Consider the following 17,246-nt stretch of genomic DNA (forward strand, 5'->3'; position numbering starts at 1 on the left):
TTTTGGGTATATTTACTCTTATGGAGCAGGGCCTCATTTTCCTTCTTGGCCCCCGATATTTATTGACTCATACTCTGGAGTTCAGGGTTAGAAGATTAGACTTATTAGAAACACAACTATCCCAACGGTCAAAATTGAAATAAATCGTAGCAAATTTCCTTTCAACTTATGCTTTCTATTAAATATCTGTACAGTCCAAAAAGCGTCAGGTACGGCCAAATTAACGTAAGAATTGCTCGTGAGGGTTAAAGACCCAAATGCCAACACAATTATTAATGCACCTACCATCCTTGCCAAATTATGGAAACCCAAAAGTAATCCTATAATTTTGGCTATAACCCCAATTAAGACCCCTATTAAACTATTTCTAACCAGTAGAATTATTAATTTGAACATTATAAGACCCTCCCAGGACGTTTAGACTTTGAATTCTCATCCTATCCTGCTACTTGTTCTTATTAAACTGTATATGTCCTTGACGATACCGTATAAAAACATCAGTAGGGCGGCTACCAAAAGCGGAATTTGAACCAGTCCATTAAACGGAGCCGGAAGAAGACCCCGGGTGAGCGTATCCCAGGCAAACCAAGCTGCCAAAATTCTTAACATTATACCCAGCCCGAACCCAAACGTTCCAGATATGCGAGCAGCTAAAAACCTCTTGTAAAATACAGGCAGGAAAATGACTATTACCAGTAAAAGCCAGATAGTAAATTTTGTGGTATAAGGCCCCAACCACATTCCTGAAGTGGATATGACCGACAGGTGAAGGTCTTTTTCTGGAAGTTTAGAAAAATTCGCCGTCCAGGTTCTGGCTCCTGTCCTTTTCAGGGGTAAGGAACCAGCCAGTCGGTAGTTGCTATGAGGGAGGGTAATGGAAATCTGTAAATTCTTGAAATAGGCCCAGTATTTCGCAGGTTGAAGAAGATAGGTAAGGTGAAATACCGGGTTAAGGTAACGGTCCTGATCAAGTCCAAGTGTATTTTCAAAAACAACCTTTAATTCGTGGTGACCGGGTGACAGTTTTAAAGTAAAAGGAACAGCATCAAACTTATCTCTTCGCATGTTTTCCGGGAGAGGATAAGTTTTGCCTGTCCAAGGATCGTACCAGATAAACTTGGAACTTTTTTCTAAGGCGGGATAAAGAGATGATACTGAAACTTTCTCCGAGGAGACGGGAATCGCCTCGCCATCCAGGGTAACTTGCCCACCTTTAACGAAATCACTGATAAAAAGCACCGATACGACCACCGTATCCTGGCTGGATTGTTGATCAGGTAAGTTGCAGAAACGTTAGCCCGCATAAACAATGGTAACAAAAAGGAATCACTCTCCGTAAAATTGATGGCCAGGCTTTCCGTTTCAATCCCTACTGGTGTATCTGCAACAGGAATGACCGGCCCCAAAAATTCTCCCGATGAGGAGACAGGCAGACCGTTGTCAAACGCAACGAAAGGTAAAAGTACTTCTGAAATAATAAGTATAGTCAGTATTGTTAAGGGTCTAATAAAAATCTTAAGGATCAAAACATTTCCTTCCTTTTCCAAAACATTTAAACTCTAATTGTTATATATCACCGACTGGCCAGTAACAAAATACGAAGCACCGGCATGAAAACGTGCTTCGCAAAGCACAGGTTCGCAACAGTAAACGTCTCCCTGCCTCTCCAAATTTGTTTAGGACGAAACAACTTGTACTGAAATTAGATCCCCTAGTCAATAAATAATCTTGGCTCTCGAATGTCCGTCCGCCTCTATTAATGTTAGCTTGTCGCTTGTTGCCCGGCTTATTTTAAGTGGGCTTGTATTTGTTTTACAAAAACTTGTAATTCAGTAGGTGGAAGATCAACACCTACTAGCTGTACTTTTGGAGACACATAATTCATAGAAGAGACTTTCCCATTGATAATTGGAAATCTACCTTGCGCACCGTTTAATACAAAATATTTGGTTCCGTAACCTAGAAATAACAATGCTTTTTCTCCAATTTTGAATAAAGGATCATCTCTATCTTGTACCACCTGTCCATTGATATTCCCGGCCAACTGATGTATAACAATGTTACTGTTGTCTTCTATTGAACCTTTAATAACTTTTTCGACTTTAAAGGAAAAATCTGTATAGGGAATGTTAGTTCTATCTATTATACCTTCAGTGATAACATCCTTAAACGTTCCTATTACGATGGCATCTGCACGATCGGTAAGTTTGGCTAATGAATCATATGACTCAAGGTAACTGCTACCTGTAATTATTTGTATCTCAGTTACCGGCGATAATTCTTGGATTGAGACGAAGGCCGCACTAAAAATTACTAAAACACTTGCAATTATAATTAACAACCGAACTTTCATCTTTTGACCCCCGTGGCCAAATTTTCATCTCTTTCCCAGAAAGTTTGATTAATGAACAACTGATAAATCATTAATTCGCCATATGATTGCACATTCCAGAACTTGCATTTTAGAGTGTTCTGATATTTAATTATTGTACAGGTACTCAACCAGATCAATATCTGTTTGCGTTGGTTCATATATTCCATACTCGTCGTAACGTATGTCGGTATGCGGGTTCATTAACACTTTCTCCCAAAATTCGAACAGGGTAATAATAACCCCCTCTACATAATCGGTATTATTGTCCTCAAAGGGGTAGGAGGTAACATTTACCCAATTTGAACCATTCCAACTTCTGTAAATAAATTCTCACGGCAACATAGTCCACGGCGGACTGGGTACTGGTGTAACCGTCGAGATACACTTTGGCTTCGCTTCCTACTTGGGCAATGGTGGTTTCAATCCCCCTTGAATTTTTTTGGTATATATACCTATTCTTTAGATGGTAAGCAGGCCTTTTAGGTTCCCAATTAGGGGGAAAGATTTTTGGCAATCTTGATAATTTCTTCTGCCAAGTTAAAACCTTCTATCCGATATCTGACTCCTTGGTCATACCACACTAATGAAGTCCTTCCGCTCTTGTTGTAAAACAGGGTTGCTGATACTCCGTTTATGTCAGGCCTCTCCACTACGGTGTCATCTTTGTCATAGCCCATACCAATCCCCGCATTTTGGAGAATCCCACTCTCTTTGATGATCAAAGGCCCAAGCTTTGTACTGTAACGAAGGGTAACTGTCATCAGCGGTTTCTCTCCCGAAATCTTGACCGCCACCAATTTGCTACCTTCCGGCTCTACCATTTCTTCCATCGGCCCGGAGTTCCTGTCTCTTATTTTCGATAGTTGCTCGGGGTCGATGGGAATTAACTTTTTTTGTTCATGGTAGAAAGTTCTGGCCGTATTTAAGGCTATAGCCGTCAGCCAGGCCCGGATTTTGGCTGGTTCCTTTAAAGTGTGGTATTTTTCAAAGGCTGTCTTAAACGTTTCCTGGGCCACTTCTTCGGCGACTGCCGGGTCGCGGGTTACTGCGAGGGCGATTTTGTATATGCGTTCAAAATAAATTTCATAAATGAGTTGTCTGGTTTCAAGGGAACATTGAGGTCTGTCCTTATTCTTGTGAAACGGCATTTTTTCGCCCTCCTTCCCCCTGCTATATTTTGACATTAGAAGCAGAAATCCCTTTAAATAGAAAATGTTCGTCGATTCTTAGCAGCAAAAAAGACGTCACCCGCCTCCCGGTAACCGTCCCGAATAATTCTGGTCGGCAGCAAAATGCGAAGCAGCGACGTTAAGCCCATAAAATAATGGGAAGGCCGGGCTTTGCGTATAACCGTTAAAAGTTAAAAAAAAGGAGCAACAGGTTGAACCCGTGCTCCATTAGTATCACCGAGCTAGTCTCCTACTAAACTCCTATTACCGGGGATGTTTCAAAGCCGCCTGGGCCGCCGCCAGGCGGGCAATGGGAACCCTATAAGGCGAGCAGCTGACGAAATCGAGACCAATCTGGTGGCAGAACTCTATCGAGCTGGGTTCTCCCCCGTGTTCACCGCATATTCCAATCAGCAGATTCTCCCTCGTCTGCCGACCCTGTTTGACTGCCATCTCCATCAGTCTGCCTACGCCATCCCGGTCCAGGACGATGAACGGGTTATCCTGAATTATCTTCTGCTGCACATAATGGTGCAGAAACTTTCCTTCAGCGTCATCCCGGCTGAAACCAAAGGTGGTCTGCGTCAGGTCGTTCGTTCCGAAGGAGAAGAACTCAGCCTCCCGGGCAATCTCGCCTGCCGTAGCACAGGCCCGCGGTACTTCAATCATGGTTCCTATGGTGTAGTGGAAATCCACATTTTGTTCCCGCTTAACTTCTTCGGCAATTTTAACTATTTGCTCCCGGAGGAAGGCCAGTTCGTTAACGTGCATGACCAGAGGAATCTCTACCTCCGGAAATACTTCATAACCCTCCTTGACCAATTGGGCTACTGCCTGGAAAATAGCCCGGGCCTGCATGGCATAAATTTCCGGAAAGGTAATACCCAGCCGGCAGCCCCGGTGTCCCAGCATGGGGTTGAATTCAGACAGAGCCCGTACCTGGCGGAGAAGCTCTTCTTTCGCGGCAATTTCCTGCGGGTCTCCCCCGGTAGCTTTTAACCGCGTTACCTCCACCACCAGCTCCTCCAGGTTGGGGAGAAATTCATGGAGTGGGGGATCCAACAAACGAATGGTAACCGGGTAACCGGCCATAGCTTTTAGAATCTCGTAGAAATCTCCCTGCTGCATGGGAAGCAGTTTGGCCAGAGCAGCTTCCCGTTTTTCTTTCGTATCGGCCAGTATCATCTCCTGTACAATCGGCAACCGGTCCTGGGCCATAAACATATGTTCCGTCCGGCATAATCCAATACCGGCAGCCCCAAACTCGCGAGCCTTCCGGGCATCTTCCGGGGTATCTGCATTGGCCCGTACTCCAAGGGTTCGGATTTCATCGGCCCAACTGAGCAAGGTCTGGAATTCTTCGCTAAGCTGGGGCTCAATCATGGGAACTTCTCCCAACATCACCTGCCCGGTGGAACCGTCGATGGAAATGATGTCGCCCTTCTTAACTACCGTTCCATCCACCTGGAATAACTCGGCTTCGTAGTTAATTTTAATACTTTCGCAGCCGCTTACACAGGGCTTACCCATACCCCGAGCGACTACCGCCGCATGGCTGGTCATCCCGCCCCGGCTGGTAAGAACCCCCTGGGCCGCTACAATTCCGTGAATGTCATCAGGAGTGGTTTCGGTACGCACCAGTATGATTTTGTGCCCTTCTTGTCCCAGCTTCTCGGCTTCATCCGCATCAAAAACAACCGCTCCGCAGGCCGCTCCGGGAGAAGCGGGAAGTCCCTTGGCAATAACGTTAAGTTCGGCCTCAGGGTCAATACGCCGGTGCAACAACTGATCCAATTGGCCCGGCTCAACCCGGGAAATTGCTTCCTCTTTGCTGATAAGTCCCTCTCGAACCATATCCACCGCAATCCGTATTGCCGCCGCAGCCGTTCGTTTACCCGTACGGGTTTGCAACAAATAAAGTTTTCCACGTTCAATGGTAAACTCGATGTCCTGCATATCACGGTAGTGTTTCTCTAAGAGTTCACATATTTCAACAAACTGACGGTAAACTTGTGGAAGTTCTTCTTCAAGTTTATTGATGGGCTGCGGAGTACGAATTCCAGCAACCACATCCTCTCCCTGGGCGTTAATTAGGTATTCACCATATATAGTCTTTTCGCCGGTAGAGGGATTTCGGGTGAAGGCCACACCCGTTCCGGAATCGTTGCCCATGTTGCCGAAAACCATGGATTGTACATTAACGGCCGTGCCCAGATCATCAGGAATTTTATTTATTTTCCGGTAAACGATGGCTCTTTGATTATTCCAGGAATCAAATACGGCTCTAACGGCCATATACAGTTGCTCAAAGGGCTCCTGGGGAAATTCTTCTCCCGTCTTATGTAAAACTAAGTCTTTATACTCCTTAATTATATCTCTCAAAGCTTCCGGTGTTAGTTGATAGTCAAATTTGACTCCTTCCCGTTCTTTGACCTTCTCCAGAATGCTTTCAAATTCATAATGCTCTATTCCCTGTACTACATCACCAAACATCTGAATGAAACGACGGTAACAGTCCAAAGCAAAACGCTCATCATTTGTAGCTTTAATCAGTCCCTGCAGCGTCTGGTCATTAAGCCCCAAGTTGAGTATGGTATCCATCATTCCCGGCATGGAAATAACGGCCCCGGAACGCACAGATACCAGCAACGGGTTTTCGGGATCGCCGAATTTTTTTCCGGTAGCCTCTTCCACCTTGGAAAGCTTCTCCCGAAGTTCTTCCACTAGACCTTCCGGAAAATTCCTGTCCAAACGATAATACTCGTTACAGGCTTCGGTGGTAATAGTAAGCCCCGGGGGTACCGGCAATCCAATGTTGGTCATTTCAGCCAGGTTGGCTCCTTTTCCCCCCAGCAAAGACTTCATATCCGCTCTTCCTTCTTGAAACAGATAGACGTATTTCTTACTTACCATCTCGCTCCCCCTTAAAATAGATTTCTAAGACTTTACTAGCGGTCTCCTCAACCGCCCGATTGGTTACGTCAATAATGGGACATCCAATACGTTTCATGATCTTTTCCGCATACTCCAATTCCTGCAGGATTCGTTCCATGTTGGCGTAATCGGCCCGGGAAGTCAACCCCAGAGTTTTGAGCCGCTCTTGGCGAATTTCGTTTAAGAGTTGAGGACTTATGGTAAGCCCTATAATCTTGCGGGGCGGCAGTTTGAAGAGTTCCTCCGGAGGGGCTACCTCCGGTACTAAAGGTACATTAGCCGCCTTTATTCGTTTATGAGCCAGGTACATGCACACAGGGGTCTTGGAAGTACGCGAAACTCCGATAAGAACTACATCAGCATAAATAAGCCCTCGCGGATCTTTCCCGTCGTCGTATTTTACGGCAAATTCAATGGCTTCCACTTTGCGAAAATATGCTTCATCCAGACGACGAAGCAACCCGGGCTCAAGACGGGGCTGACTGTTGCTCACCTTGGCAATAGCTTCAATCATTGGTCCCAAAATATCTACTGCCACCACACCATGCTTTTCTGTTAACTCAATTAAATACTCCTTTAACTCAGGAATAACTATGGTGTAGGCAATAACAGCGTTGAATTCTTTCGCTTCTTCCACTATTTCTTCCAGAAGTTCCTTATCGCTCACATAAGGAACCCTTCGGAATTCAACTTGTCCTGAATCAAACTGGCTGGCGGCAGCCCGGCCGACAAACTCAGCCGTTTCCCCCAAAGAGTCAGAAACCACATAAATTACGGGCCTTTCATCGGCTGTTCCTTTAATCTTCTCTCCCCCCTTTTATTCAGCTTCCCCTAATTCGACAAACAGTCGGGTAATATGAGTTTTGGTGATACGTCCTACTACCTCCAGCTTTTCTTTTCCCTCGCTGTCAACAAGTGTCCTAACTACCGGAAGAGCGTCAACTTCATGTTCTATCAGTTTTTTTGCCGCCATGTAAACCGTTTCTTCCGGAAAAGTAGTGATGATGTTGGGCATCCGGGTCATCATAACACTTACCGGTACCTTGTGAATATCCGTCTGTCCTAAAGTCACTTTGAGCAGATCCTTCCGTGAAATAACCCCTTCCAAGAACCCCTCTTCGTTAACCACTATTAGCGTTCCCACATCTTCCAGGAACATGGTGACTACTGCATCATATACGGAAGTTCCTTCTCTCACCACTACCGGGACTGCTTTTACATCTTTTACTCTCAGCTTGCGAAGTTCTTCCGCTATCAGGGCACGGGGAGACTTTCCACTATAAAAATACCCCACGCGGGGCCTCGCTTCCAGGATACCGGCCATAGTAAGAATAGTTAAATCAGGGCGCAACGTGGCTCGAGTAAGATTCAACTTCTTGGCGATTTGCTCGCTGGTAATAGGTCCAGAATTCTTAACAATCTCTACGATTTTTTCCTGCCGTTTCGTAAGCTGGATACTGCTCACCACCTTCCCTGCCGTTCCGCTGTTATTATGACATACTAATTCCTAAAAACGCATTATTTATATATACTATATAACACATAAATATCCTTCTGTTTGGGGCAAAATGATATTAATATAACAAAATGCCGTTAATATCTCCCCATCCGTAAGTTTATGGCCTTAAAATAAATTTTATGGCCCAAATTTTCTCGCCTGATTCAAGTAAAAACTAAGCAGTCCGAAGGAGGGACTGCTGTTTCCATTCAGGCTACAATTTGAGACAGGTCGGCAATTCGCAGTATATAGTCGGTAATCTGCTTTAACAGAGCCAGCCGGTTATTACGCAACCGGGCATCTTCGACCATCACCATGACGCCGTTGAAGAAATTATCTATAGGTTCCCGTAAAGAAGCAATTTCTTTAAGCGCTGCCGCATACGATCTCCCATTTAGAAGAGGCTCGCCCCGCTCCTTGACCCGGGCAAAAGCATCATATAACTCCATCTCCACTTTTTCTTCGAAAAGTTCCGGATTTACGGAACCGACCTCCGCTTTTCCAGCCAGGTTACCGGCTCGGTTGAAGGCCGTGAGGAGTTCCTCAAATCCGGGATCCTGCCTGAATTCTTGAACGGCAACTGCCCGCAGGTAGGCGTCGTACAAATCATCCCATTGAGCAGAAACCACTGCTTTAACTACGTCATAGCGTATTCCTTTTTCTTCTAAAATGTTTTCCAGTCGCTGGCGGAAGAAACTGCCGACCTGCTCAACCACTTCTGCTTCTGAAAATTCCAGCTCAGTTTTATCCCGGTACAGACCGTAAGCTTGTCTGATAAGCTGGTGCAGGGAAAACTCCAGTCCCCGTTCGAGAATTATATTGCAGATCCCCAAGGCCTGGCGTCGCAAGGCATAAGGATCCTGCGAACCGGTGGGCTGGATGCCTACGGCAAAGCACCCGACTATGGAATCTATCCGGTCGGCTATACTGAGCACCATACCCAGAGGACTTTGGGGCAAAACGTCTCCGGCAAAGCGAGGCAGGTAATGTTCCCGGATGGCCATGCTCACTCTATCCTCTTCTCCATCGTGGCGGGCGTAATAATAGCCCATGATTCCCTGTAGCTCGGGAAATTCGTAAACCATGTTTGTCACCAGGTCGGCCTTGCATAAATAGGCGGCCCTTTCAGCCGCCGGGATTAAACCAGCATCCATACCCAAAACGGTAATCAGGTAGCGAGTCAGGGGCTTAAGCCTTTCCACTTTGTCCCAAACGGTTCCCAATCGTTCCTGAAACACTATTTCCTTGAGTTTTTCCACTTTGTCGGCGAGGCGGTACTTCAGGTCTTCCTGGTAGAAAAACTTGGCATCAGCCAGACGGGCCCGCAATACTTTTTCATTACCTTCTCTTACAATTTCCAGGTGGTCGGAAGTGCCGTTACGAACCGTTATGAAGCGATTCAAAAGGCGGCCCTCCCGGTCCCGCACCGGAAAGTAGCGTTGGTGCTCACGCATCGGAGTAATTAAAACTTCTTCCGGTAGCTGGAGATATTCCTCGGCAAAGCTCCCTACCAATGCCGTAGGATATTCTACCAGGTAGGTGACTTCTTCCAGCAATTCCTCATCTGGTTCAACCCTGCCCCCTATCTCTTCCGCCAGATTTTGTACCTGTTCCCATATCATTTGTCGCCTGCGGTTCTGATCGACTATCACAAAGCCTTTCTCCAGTTCGCTAAAGTAGTCCGCTGGTTGCTTTAGTACAATTGGTTCCGGACATAGAAAGCGGTGACCTCGGGTTAAGCGGTCTGCGACAAGACCCGCTAAGGAAAATCCCACCACTTCTTCCCCGTATAAAGCTACCAACCAGCGGATCGGACGGGCAAACCGCATTTCTCCGTTACCCCACCGCATAGGCTTGGGGAAAGACAGACCACGTATTAACTGAGGGAGAAGGGAAGGGAGCACCTGAATGGTTGGAATTCCCTCTTTTTTCTTAATTGCGTAGACATAGGCTCCTCCCCTAGTCTCTTTTACTACCAGTTCCTCTACGGCCACGCCCTGTGAACGGGCAAATCCTTTTGCCGCCTTGGTGGGACGTCCTTCTTCATCGAAAGCTACCCGCTGCGAGGGACCTTTGACCTCCTCTACCAGATCTTCCTGTTTCTCTTCGAGGCCGGTAACATACAGGGCCAATCTCCGCGGTGTACCGTAGGTACTGACCTCTTTGAAGACCAAACGCTCTTCGGCCAGTTTTTCCTCAGTTATTTTTTTTAGCTGCGACAGAGTTGCTTCCATAAACCGTGCCGGGATCTCTTCCGTACCGACTTCCAGCAAAAGATCTCTAGCCAACTTTCAGCCCTCCTTCACATCGAAAGAATCCTTGTCCTGCTCCCCTGTTCCGTAATGCAGCCGTCCTGCTTCTCCCACCTTTGTCCCGCTCTGTTCAACGTCAGGTGGCAAACCCAGCCTTTTTCTTTCCTGAGGATCTTTCAACAGGGGATAACCTAATTTCTTTCTCTGTTCCAGGTAGGCCTGTGCACAAAGCCGCGCCAAATTTCGGACGCGGGAAATATACCCGGTTCGTTCCGTGACGCTGATGGCCCCGCGGGCATCCAGCAGATTGAAAGTATGCGAGCACTTTAAAACGTAATCGTAAGCCGGTTGGACCAAACCCAATTCTACAATTCTCTCAGCTTCTTTCTCGTACAGGTTAAAAAGAGTGAAGAGCATTTCCGTATCGGCAGCCTCGAAATTGTAACAGGAATAGTCCACTTCTGCCTGGTGATGGACATCACCGTAAGTAATACCTTCCACCCATTCTATGTCAAAAACACTATCTTTCTTCTGAATATACATGGCTAAGCGCTCCAAGCCGTAAGTTATCTCCGCGGAAACAGGACGACAGTCAATCCCACCGCACTGCTGGAAATAAGTAAATTGGGTTATTTCCATACCGTCCAGCCATACTTCCCAGCCGAGCCCCCATGCGCCTAAAGTTGGTGATTCCCAGTTATCCTCGACAAAACGAATGTCGTGTTTGTCCGGATCTATGCCTATATGTCTTAAACTGTCCAGGTAGATCTCCTGGACATTTTCAGGAGACGGCTTGAGAATTACTTGATACTGATAATAGTGCTGCAGGCGATTTGGGTTTTCCCCGTAGCGCCCATCGGTAGGCCGGCGAGAAGGTTCTACATAAGCTACATTCCATGGTTCAGGCCCCAGAACGCGCAAAAAGGTGGCCGGGTGCATAGTGCCAGCACCCTTTTCCATATCATAAGGTTGCTGAATAATGCATTTTTGTGTACCCCAAAATTGGTTCAAAGCTTGAATAAGGTCCTGAAAATTCATAACAAACCCCCTTTACTTCCGGTATAACAAAAACCTCCCATTCCTATAGCAAAAGCTACAGGGACGGGAGGTTCTCCCGCGGTTCCACCCTGTTTGGCTGCACAACAGCCCCCTCTTTTCGGTCGCAAGCTTTACTCACGCTTCCCTAAACAGCAGCAGGGCAGCGCTTTCCTCTTGCGGCTCCGGAGCGCCTTCACCTCCACCGTTTGACCGGAATTCCACCTTCCTCCGGCTCTCTGAGCAAACGCTTGGAGGTTACTCCTCTCCTTCTTAGCCTGACTTTTTTGCTTTATAATTTAGCAAATTCATCCTTTGTTGTCAACGAAAGACCTGTTTATAATTCCACGTCTTTTTCTTCTTTCTGACCGTCCGGCCGTTCAATTTCCAGCGTATATTTATTGGCCCAGGCAGCTACCGTGCCGAGGCCGGCTATAACCGCCAGCTCTGTGCTGGCCAGGGCAGCTAGAACTCCTAACGCACCCAAAGTAGCAGGTATTTCCAAAACCGTTTCGTCACCTTTCTTTAACTTAATCCGGGTAATATTCCCTTTCTGAATCAACTGCTTGATTTGGGCTAACAGCTGGTTACCGCGCTCTTGCAGTTTCTCCGTCAAATTATTTTCTTTTTCTTCCAGGATAACTAAAGCTTGAACTAAATCCCCTTTGGCCATGTCCAGTGCCTCTTTAGCTTCTTTGTAGGTGACGTTCAAGCGCTGTCTAATAATATCTATTTTTTCCAGTTCATTCAATTTCATCACACTCCTTTTAAGCATATTTGTAACCACTAGTTTATCTCTTTATGCGTTTCTTTCTCAGTAACAAGGCGGCGTAAATTGAAAATGAAATCTAATGATTTTAACTGTCTTTCCGCCCGGTACAGGATATATTCGCAAAGCATTCGCTCCAGCTCTTGACGCATCGGTACCGAGATTTTCAAACGGCCAATCCTCCGGGGATCTATTTTAGTCAATTGGTCCAGTACCGTTAACGCACCTTTGGATATAGAGAAAGCAGATTTGTCCTCCGGGGAACAGTCCCGGCATAGAACTCCTCCCAGGCGAACGCTAAACTTGATGCTTTTGTCCGGTACAAATTTCCCGCATTGAACACAGTTTTGCAATTGGGGACGGTAACCGAGAAGGCTTAACAAGCGGATTTCAAAAAAACGCACAGATACTTCCGGATCTTCCCGGGTTAGGAGATGCAGAGAGGCAAGCAGCAAAAAAAACAGTTTCTCATTGGCATCTCGTTCAGGAACTAGAGAGTTAACCAGTTCGACTAAATAACTGGCATAGGCAAACCTGGTCAGGTCTTCCCGCAAAAGGGTAAAGGGTTCTATTATCTCACATTGGGTTACCGTATCTAAAGTCCTTCCCGGGTAGAGGAGAAAGCTGGAAAAAGTAAAAAGCTGAACCCCACCGCGCATTCTACTTTTGGGCTTTCTTACTCCCTTGGCTATAGCATCGACTTTACCATGCTGACGGGAATACAAAGTTATTATCCTATCTGCTTCACCATAATCCCGACCTCTAATTACTACGCCCTCCGCCTTATATAAACGCAAGTTTTACTCTTCCCCTTCCTCCGGTACAATTTCTCTTCCAGGACAGATTTCCGCCGCTTCCTCTTCCCTTGTCAATTCTTTGTAAATTAAATAAGCACCGATATAACCGGTGGCTTGAAATAGTTTCCACATAGTTTCGCTAGCTTTCACATTGCCCACCCTTTCTCCTCTTGTTTCACCAAGACTTAGGCTATCCATAACCTCGCCGGTTATACAAGCCTTCTTCTTCCAAGGAAAAAAGCAGGAACTCCGGAAAGTGAAGGTTCCTGCTGTAATCATACCAGGTATGAAAGCAACAAACTTGCCAAGGTAGAATATATGAGCAGTCCGGTAATGTCAATAGCCGTAGAGATGAAGGGAGCAGAAGCAACTGCCGGGTCTACTCCCAGCTTTCTGAAAATTAATGGCACCAGAGTTCCCATAGTTGCTGCCGTAAGCATGTTACCTACCAAGGCCAAACCTACCACTACGCCGAACATTACTTTTCCCTGCCACCAAGCAGCTACTAAACCCACTATAGTGCCGATAAGAACCCCCATTACCAGCCCAGCGGCAGCCTGCCGGATAATAGTTTGAAAAAAGGCGCCTTCATCGACATGCCCGGTGGCAAGACCCCGAACCGTAAGACTGGAGGATTGAGTACCGATGTTTCCACCCATTCCGGTAAGGATAGGAATGAAAAAAGCCAGAGCGACCACTGTACTGAGCTGGCTCTCAATTCCTTTCAAAATCCTGCCTGCCAGCAGTCCACCGAGCATGGTAATTATGAGCCACGGAAGGCGGGACCTGACGTTGACCAGCACACTGTGATATATATCTCCATCATCAGCCGGTAATTCAGAAGTACCGCTCAGGCGGAAAATATCTTCCGTTGCTTCATCATGGATAACATCAATAATATCATCTACCGTTACAATACCTACTAAAGATCCTTCATCATCTACGACCGGCACAGCCAGAAAGTCATAGCGGGCAACTACCCTGGCCACTTCTTCCTGGTCATCATTGACGTTAACCCGGATGACATTCCGGTGCATAATATCGGCAATTAGAGTATTGGGGTCGGCTACAATCAATTCCCGCAGCGAAATAACTCCTACCAATTGATTTTTGGTATTAACTACGTAGACATAATATACTGTTTCCGCATCAGGAGCCGTTTCCCGCAAAACTTGAATTGCTCTTTCGGCGGTGATATCCTCCCGTATGGCTACATACTCGGTGGTCATGATACCACCGGCTGTATCTTTCTTATACTCCATCAATTCCTGGACGTCCTGAGCGTCTTCCAGCTCCATCAGGCCCAGCAGGCGCTGCTTAAGCAAGTCCGACATTTCTCCTAAAAGGTCGGCAGCGTCATCAGTAGGCATTACGTCCAGGATTTCCGCTATACGCTCGGCTCCCAAAGTATCCAACAGGGAGGATATGGTGGAGGCATCCAACTCGTTTAGTACCAGAGCAGCTTTTTCTCTATCCAGTAAACTGAAGACAATTCCCTGTTTCTCCGAATCCAACTCCTGCAGGAATTCCGCTATATCAGCCGGATGCTGCTCCGTAAGGAGTTGGGTCAATTTTTCCAAATTGTTCTCGGCTAGAAATCTGTTAGCTTTGGTGCTGAAATCTTTTCGGTCCAACATGGGAGATACTCCTTTCTCCCAGGAGCATCCCACCATGTATCTTTAGGACTGCCCCTGGGGTATCTATTTATGCAATTTTTTCTGCCTGGGGACAGTTTCCAACTTGTACACCTCCGCCGAAAAAAATTCCTGAACCCCCTGACAAAATAAAAGCCTTTCACTCGGCTTGTGAAGGCTATTCATCTGTTTTAAATCTAACAATTTTCAGCTTACCTGTCAATAAGGTTCATATCCTCCTTTTGTCATAACCGAAATTCCTTAAAGCTATCTCATCTCTACGCCAGTCCTTCTTGACTTTTACCCATAAATCTAAAAAAACTTTGCTTCCCAGCAAATTTTCCACCTCTTCCCGGGCAGCCTGACCGATTTCCTTGAGCATCCTTCCTCCCTTGCCGATAAGGATTCCTTTCTGGGATTCTCTTTCTGTATAGATAACTGCCCCTATGTATACCAGTCCTTCCTTCCTTTCTTCCAACTGTTCAATCTCTACCGCCACGGAATGAGGCACTTCTTCCCGGGTTAAATGAAGAACTTTTTCTCGAATTATTTCCGCTACTACAAACCTTTCAGGCTGGTCGGTCACCATTTCCGGAGGATAATACTGCGGCCCCTCCGGTAAATATTCAGCAACTAATTCCAGCAACCGGGGTACGTTATCTCCATACAAAGCCGAGATAGGTACAACTTCAGCAAAATCATAATACCGGCAGTACTCTGCAGCAATCTGATCAATCCGACTTGCTTCCACCTGATCGCTTTTATTAATTACCAAAAAGACGGGTGTCTCTATTTCCTTCAACGTTCGCAATATATATTGCTCTCCGCCTCCTAATTCTTCTGTAGCGTCTACAACATGAAGCACCACTTCTACTTCTCGCAGAGCTCGTAACGCTACTTCTACCATGTATTCACCCAACCTGTGCTTCGGTTTATGTATGCCCGGCGTGTCGATAAATATTATCTGAAACCGGTCGGTAGTATATACTCCCCGAATTTTGTTCCGTGTAGTCTGCGGTTTATCCGACATTATGGCAACCTTTTGCCCAATTATCTGATTCAGTAATGTGGACTTACCTACGTTGGGACGTCCAATAATACTTACAAATCCAGATCGATAGCCGGAACCGTTATCTCTCACTTTCTTTACCACTCCCCAGCCGGAAATTCATTGGAAGTAATTCCGCAACAGTTTTTACTTCATATTCTCCTTTGGGGTTACCCATAACTACCTGAATATCCGTTCCAAACTCGGCTAAAAATTGAAGGCAGGCACCGCAGGGACGGCAATATACCCCAGCATCCGCAATCACAGCGATAGCGTGAAAGTAGCGCTCTCCTTCCGATATAGCTTTAACCACAGCCACCCTTTCAGCACAAATAGTGAGGCCGTAGGAGGCGTTTTCCACGTTGCACCCGGAAAAAATTTTTCCAGACCGGGTGAGGAGAGCCGCACCTACGGAAAACCGGGAATATGGTGCGTATGCTTTACTCTTCGCCTTATCTGCTTCCTCTAAAAGTCGCTTAAAAGTAATTTTCTCTTCGACCATTTTTCTTCACCTATCAGTAGTCAATTCTAATATCTCTCGGAACTACCTCAATCCATGTCTGTCCCGGTTCTAAAACCACCTCTCGGTCCTCGGAATCAAGGTACCGAGTAGCTTCTTTAAGCTTCTGCTTCTTCCACCGGACCTCTTTAACCATGCCCCGAGAAAACACCAGTGCCTTCCCTTCCCCTATCATATCCATTTCAAGGCGTCCTACTCCGTCAATAGTTTTAGTATTAACAAACTGGACAATTACATTACTGGCCGAAAGTTGCAAATTAGTTTCTGCATCTATGTGGGCCTTACCTCCCATAAACCGTCGGTAACGGCGGCTGTCCGGGTCATAGACATAACGGACTTGGCTAAATTGTTGGGGATAAAATATGACTATCTCTTCAGCCTCTCTGTCTCCGTTAAAAACGTTTTCCTCAGTGCCGAAAAGAAAGCCTTCCAAATCCACTTGCTGGTTCAAATTGTAATCTGAAGCTAACTGCCACAGGTTATCAGTACTAGTATAAAGGTTATGGGGCGGTTCTCGATCATCAGTTCTCCAGAAGCCTTTAGTGATCGAGTATTCATCCAGGTGAGCAGGTTTCTTCTCCTGAAAATAAGTTTGAGCCTGGGGGCTTTGCCCTACATGAACATATATGGCATTATGATCGAGGGCGCGATCGATAAAATAGGGTCGGGCACTCCGGATAGGACCTATTTTTTCCGCTGAATTATGATAATACACGGCCATTAATCGCGTAATGCCGCCTTCCACCAGCATTTCATACACTAAGTCTGCTTCCCGCAGGCCCGATTGAGGGTGGGCGCGGGAATGATTGTCTATCATTACCGCCAGCGGTCTCCGGGCGGGCAATTCCTTTAAAGACGCCCCGTCCAGCGGACATAAAACCTTGGTCTCAGGTTCCTGTTTTTGAGCTTCCTCTTTCTCAGCATCGGGACTCGGGGAAATATCTCCAGAAGACAAAGCAAGTTCTTCCTGTCCCGGAACCATCCCCACCGGTTCTACAGGAGTAGCCAGCCACTTGTTAATATAAATAAAAGCAATAAATGCCGAAAGTATACAGGCCAAAATTAACATGATATATAAAGTATATTTTTTAAACCAGTTAATCAATGATAGATCACCTCATCCTTACCTTCTAAGGGTATCTTAACAAAGTATCCCCATACCTTCAAGACTCTCCGCCACTCAGCTAAGAACATAAGAATAGCCAGGATTTACCCT

The 17,246-nt window shown here is 46.2% G+C and carries 15 protein-coding genes and 1 other annotated feature; all 15 genes read right to left on the reverse strand.

The annotated features are described in order from the left end of the window. Positions 1-432: 432 nt before the first annotated feature. Positions 433-1,239, reverse strand: coding sequence for a hypothetical protein (locus KKC1_RS11330; RefSeq protein ID WP_088554561.1), 807 nt, complete (start codon positions 1,237-1,239; stop codon positions 433-435). A 547-nt stretch (positions 1,240-1,786) separates the two neighbouring features. Next, on the reverse strand, positions 1,787-2,353 hold the full coding sequence (locus KKC1_RS11335; protein WP_088554562.1) for a hypothetical protein: 567 nt from the start codon (positions 2,351-2,353) through the stop codon (positions 1,787-1,789). Positions 2,354-2,865: 512 nt separating this feature from the next. Further along, a complete protein-coding gene (locus KKC1_RS11350) occupies positions 2,866-3,522 on the reverse strand; it encodes a DUF4367 domain-containing protein (RefSeq protein ID WP_192868215.1) in 657 nt (218 codons plus the stop codon). A gap of 285 nt (positions 3,523-3,807) precedes the next feature. After that, a complete protein-coding gene (ppdK, locus tag KKC1_RS11355; protein ID WP_088554566.1) occupies positions 3,808-6,456 on the reverse strand; it encodes a pyruvate, phosphate dikinase in 2,649 nt (882 codons plus the stop codon). Continuing rightward, the gene (locus tag KKC1_RS11360; RefSeq protein ID WP_088554567.1) at positions 6,446-7,279 is read right to left on the reverse strand and encodes a pyruvate, water dikinase regulatory protein; all 834 of its coding nucleotides are present in this window, start codon (positions 7,277-7,279) and stop codon (positions 6,446-6,448) included. The genes ppdK and KKC1_RS11360 overlap by 11 nt, the downstream gene beginning before the upstream one ends. A gap of 15 nt (positions 7,280-7,294) precedes the next feature. After that, complete coding sequence (ccpN, locus tag KKC1_RS11365; RefSeq protein WP_153802859.1) at positions 7,295-7,942, reverse strand: transcriptional regulator CcpN; 648 nt, start codon at positions 7,940-7,942, stop codon at positions 7,295-7,297. A gap of 242 nt (positions 7,943-8,184) precedes the next feature. Next, a complete protein-coding gene (gene glyS, locus KKC1_RS11370) occupies positions 8,185-10,263 on the reverse strand; it encodes a glycine--tRNA ligase subunit beta (protein WP_088554568.1) in 2,079 nt (692 codons plus the stop codon). A 3-nt stretch (positions 10,264-10,266) separates the two neighbouring features. Then, positions 10,267-11,265, reverse strand: coding sequence for a glycine--tRNA ligase subunit alpha (gene glyQ / locus KKC1_RS11375; RefSeq protein WP_088554569.1), 999 nt, complete (start codon positions 11,263-11,265; stop codon positions 10,267-10,269). Positions 11,266-11,321: 56 nt separating this feature from the next. Further along, positions 11,322-11,546, reverse strand: a binding site (T-box leader). A 53-nt stretch (positions 11,547-11,599) separates the two neighbouring features. Then, positions 11,600-12,013, reverse strand: a complete 414-nt coding sequence (locus KKC1_RS11380; protein WP_088554570.1) for a DUF4342 domain-containing protein — start codon at positions 12,011-12,013, stop codon at positions 11,600-11,602. A gap of 35 nt (positions 12,014-12,048) precedes the next feature. Beyond that, positions 12,049-12,828, reverse strand: a complete 780-nt coding sequence (gene recO / locus KKC1_RS11385) for a DNA repair protein RecO (protein WP_088554571.1) — start codon at positions 12,826-12,828, stop codon at positions 12,049-12,051. Between the two features lie 3 nt (positions 12,829-12,831). Then, complete coding sequence (locus tag KKC1_RS15805; protein WP_202820053.1) at positions 12,832-12,987, reverse strand: YqzL family protein; 156 nt, start codon at positions 12,985-12,987, stop codon at positions 12,832-12,834. Between the two features lie 116 nt (positions 12,988-13,103). Continuing rightward, positions 13,104-14,465, reverse strand: a complete 1,362-nt coding sequence (mgtE, locus tag KKC1_RS11395) for a magnesium transporter (RefSeq protein ID WP_088554573.1) — start codon at positions 14,463-14,465, stop codon at positions 13,104-13,106. Positions 14,466-14,691: 226 nt separating this feature from the next. Further along, positions 14,692-15,603: a GTPase Era gene (era, locus tag KKC1_RS11400; RefSeq protein WP_088554574.1), complete on the reverse strand. Its 912-nt coding sequence runs from the start codon at positions 15,601-15,603 to the stop codon at positions 14,692-14,694. Then, entirely contained in the window at positions 15,593-16,012 is a 420-nt protein-coding gene (gene cdd, locus KKC1_RS11405) for a cytidine deaminase (protein ID WP_088554575.1), read from the reverse strand. Before cdd ends, era begins: the two co-directional genes overlap by 11 nt. Positions 16,013-16,025: 13 nt before the next feature. Beyond that, entirely contained in the window at positions 16,026-17,135 is a 1,110-nt protein-coding gene (locus KKC1_RS11410) for a DUF3048 domain-containing protein (RefSeq protein ID WP_088554576.1), read from the reverse strand. Between the last annotated feature and the right edge of the window lie 111 nt (positions 17,136-17,246).

This window comes from Calderihabitans maritimus (assembly GCF_002207765.1).
Classification (GTDB): Bacteria; Bacillota; KKC1; order Calderihabitantales; family Calderihabitantaceae; genus Calderihabitans; species Calderihabitans maritimus.

Excerpts from the sequence above, each read along its gene's own strand:
- KKC1_RS11335 (WP_088554562.1), bottom strand. The coding sequence starts at position 2,353 with ATGAAAGTTCGGTTGTTAATTATAATTGCAAGTGTTTTAGTAATTTTT.
- KKC1_RS11350 (WP_192868215.1), bottom strand. The coding sequence starts at position 3,522 with ATGCCGTTTCACAAGAATAAGGACAGACCTCAATGTTCCCTTGAAACC.
- ppdK (WP_088554566.1), bottom strand. The coding sequence starts at position 6,456 with ATGGTAAGTAAGAAATACGTCTATCTGTTTCAAGAAGGAAGAGCGGAT.
- glyQ (WP_088554569.1), bottom strand. The coding sequence starts at position 11,265 with ATGAATTTTCAGGACCTTATTCAAGCTTTGAACCAATTTTGGGGTACA.
- mgtE (WP_088554573.1), bottom strand. The coding sequence starts at position 14,465 with ATGTTGGACCGAAAAGATTTCAGCACCAAAGCTAACAGATTTCTAGCC.
- cdd (WP_088554575.1), bottom strand. The coding sequence starts at position 16,012 with ATGGTCGAAGAGAAAATTACTTTTAAGCGACTTTTAGAGGAAGCAGAT.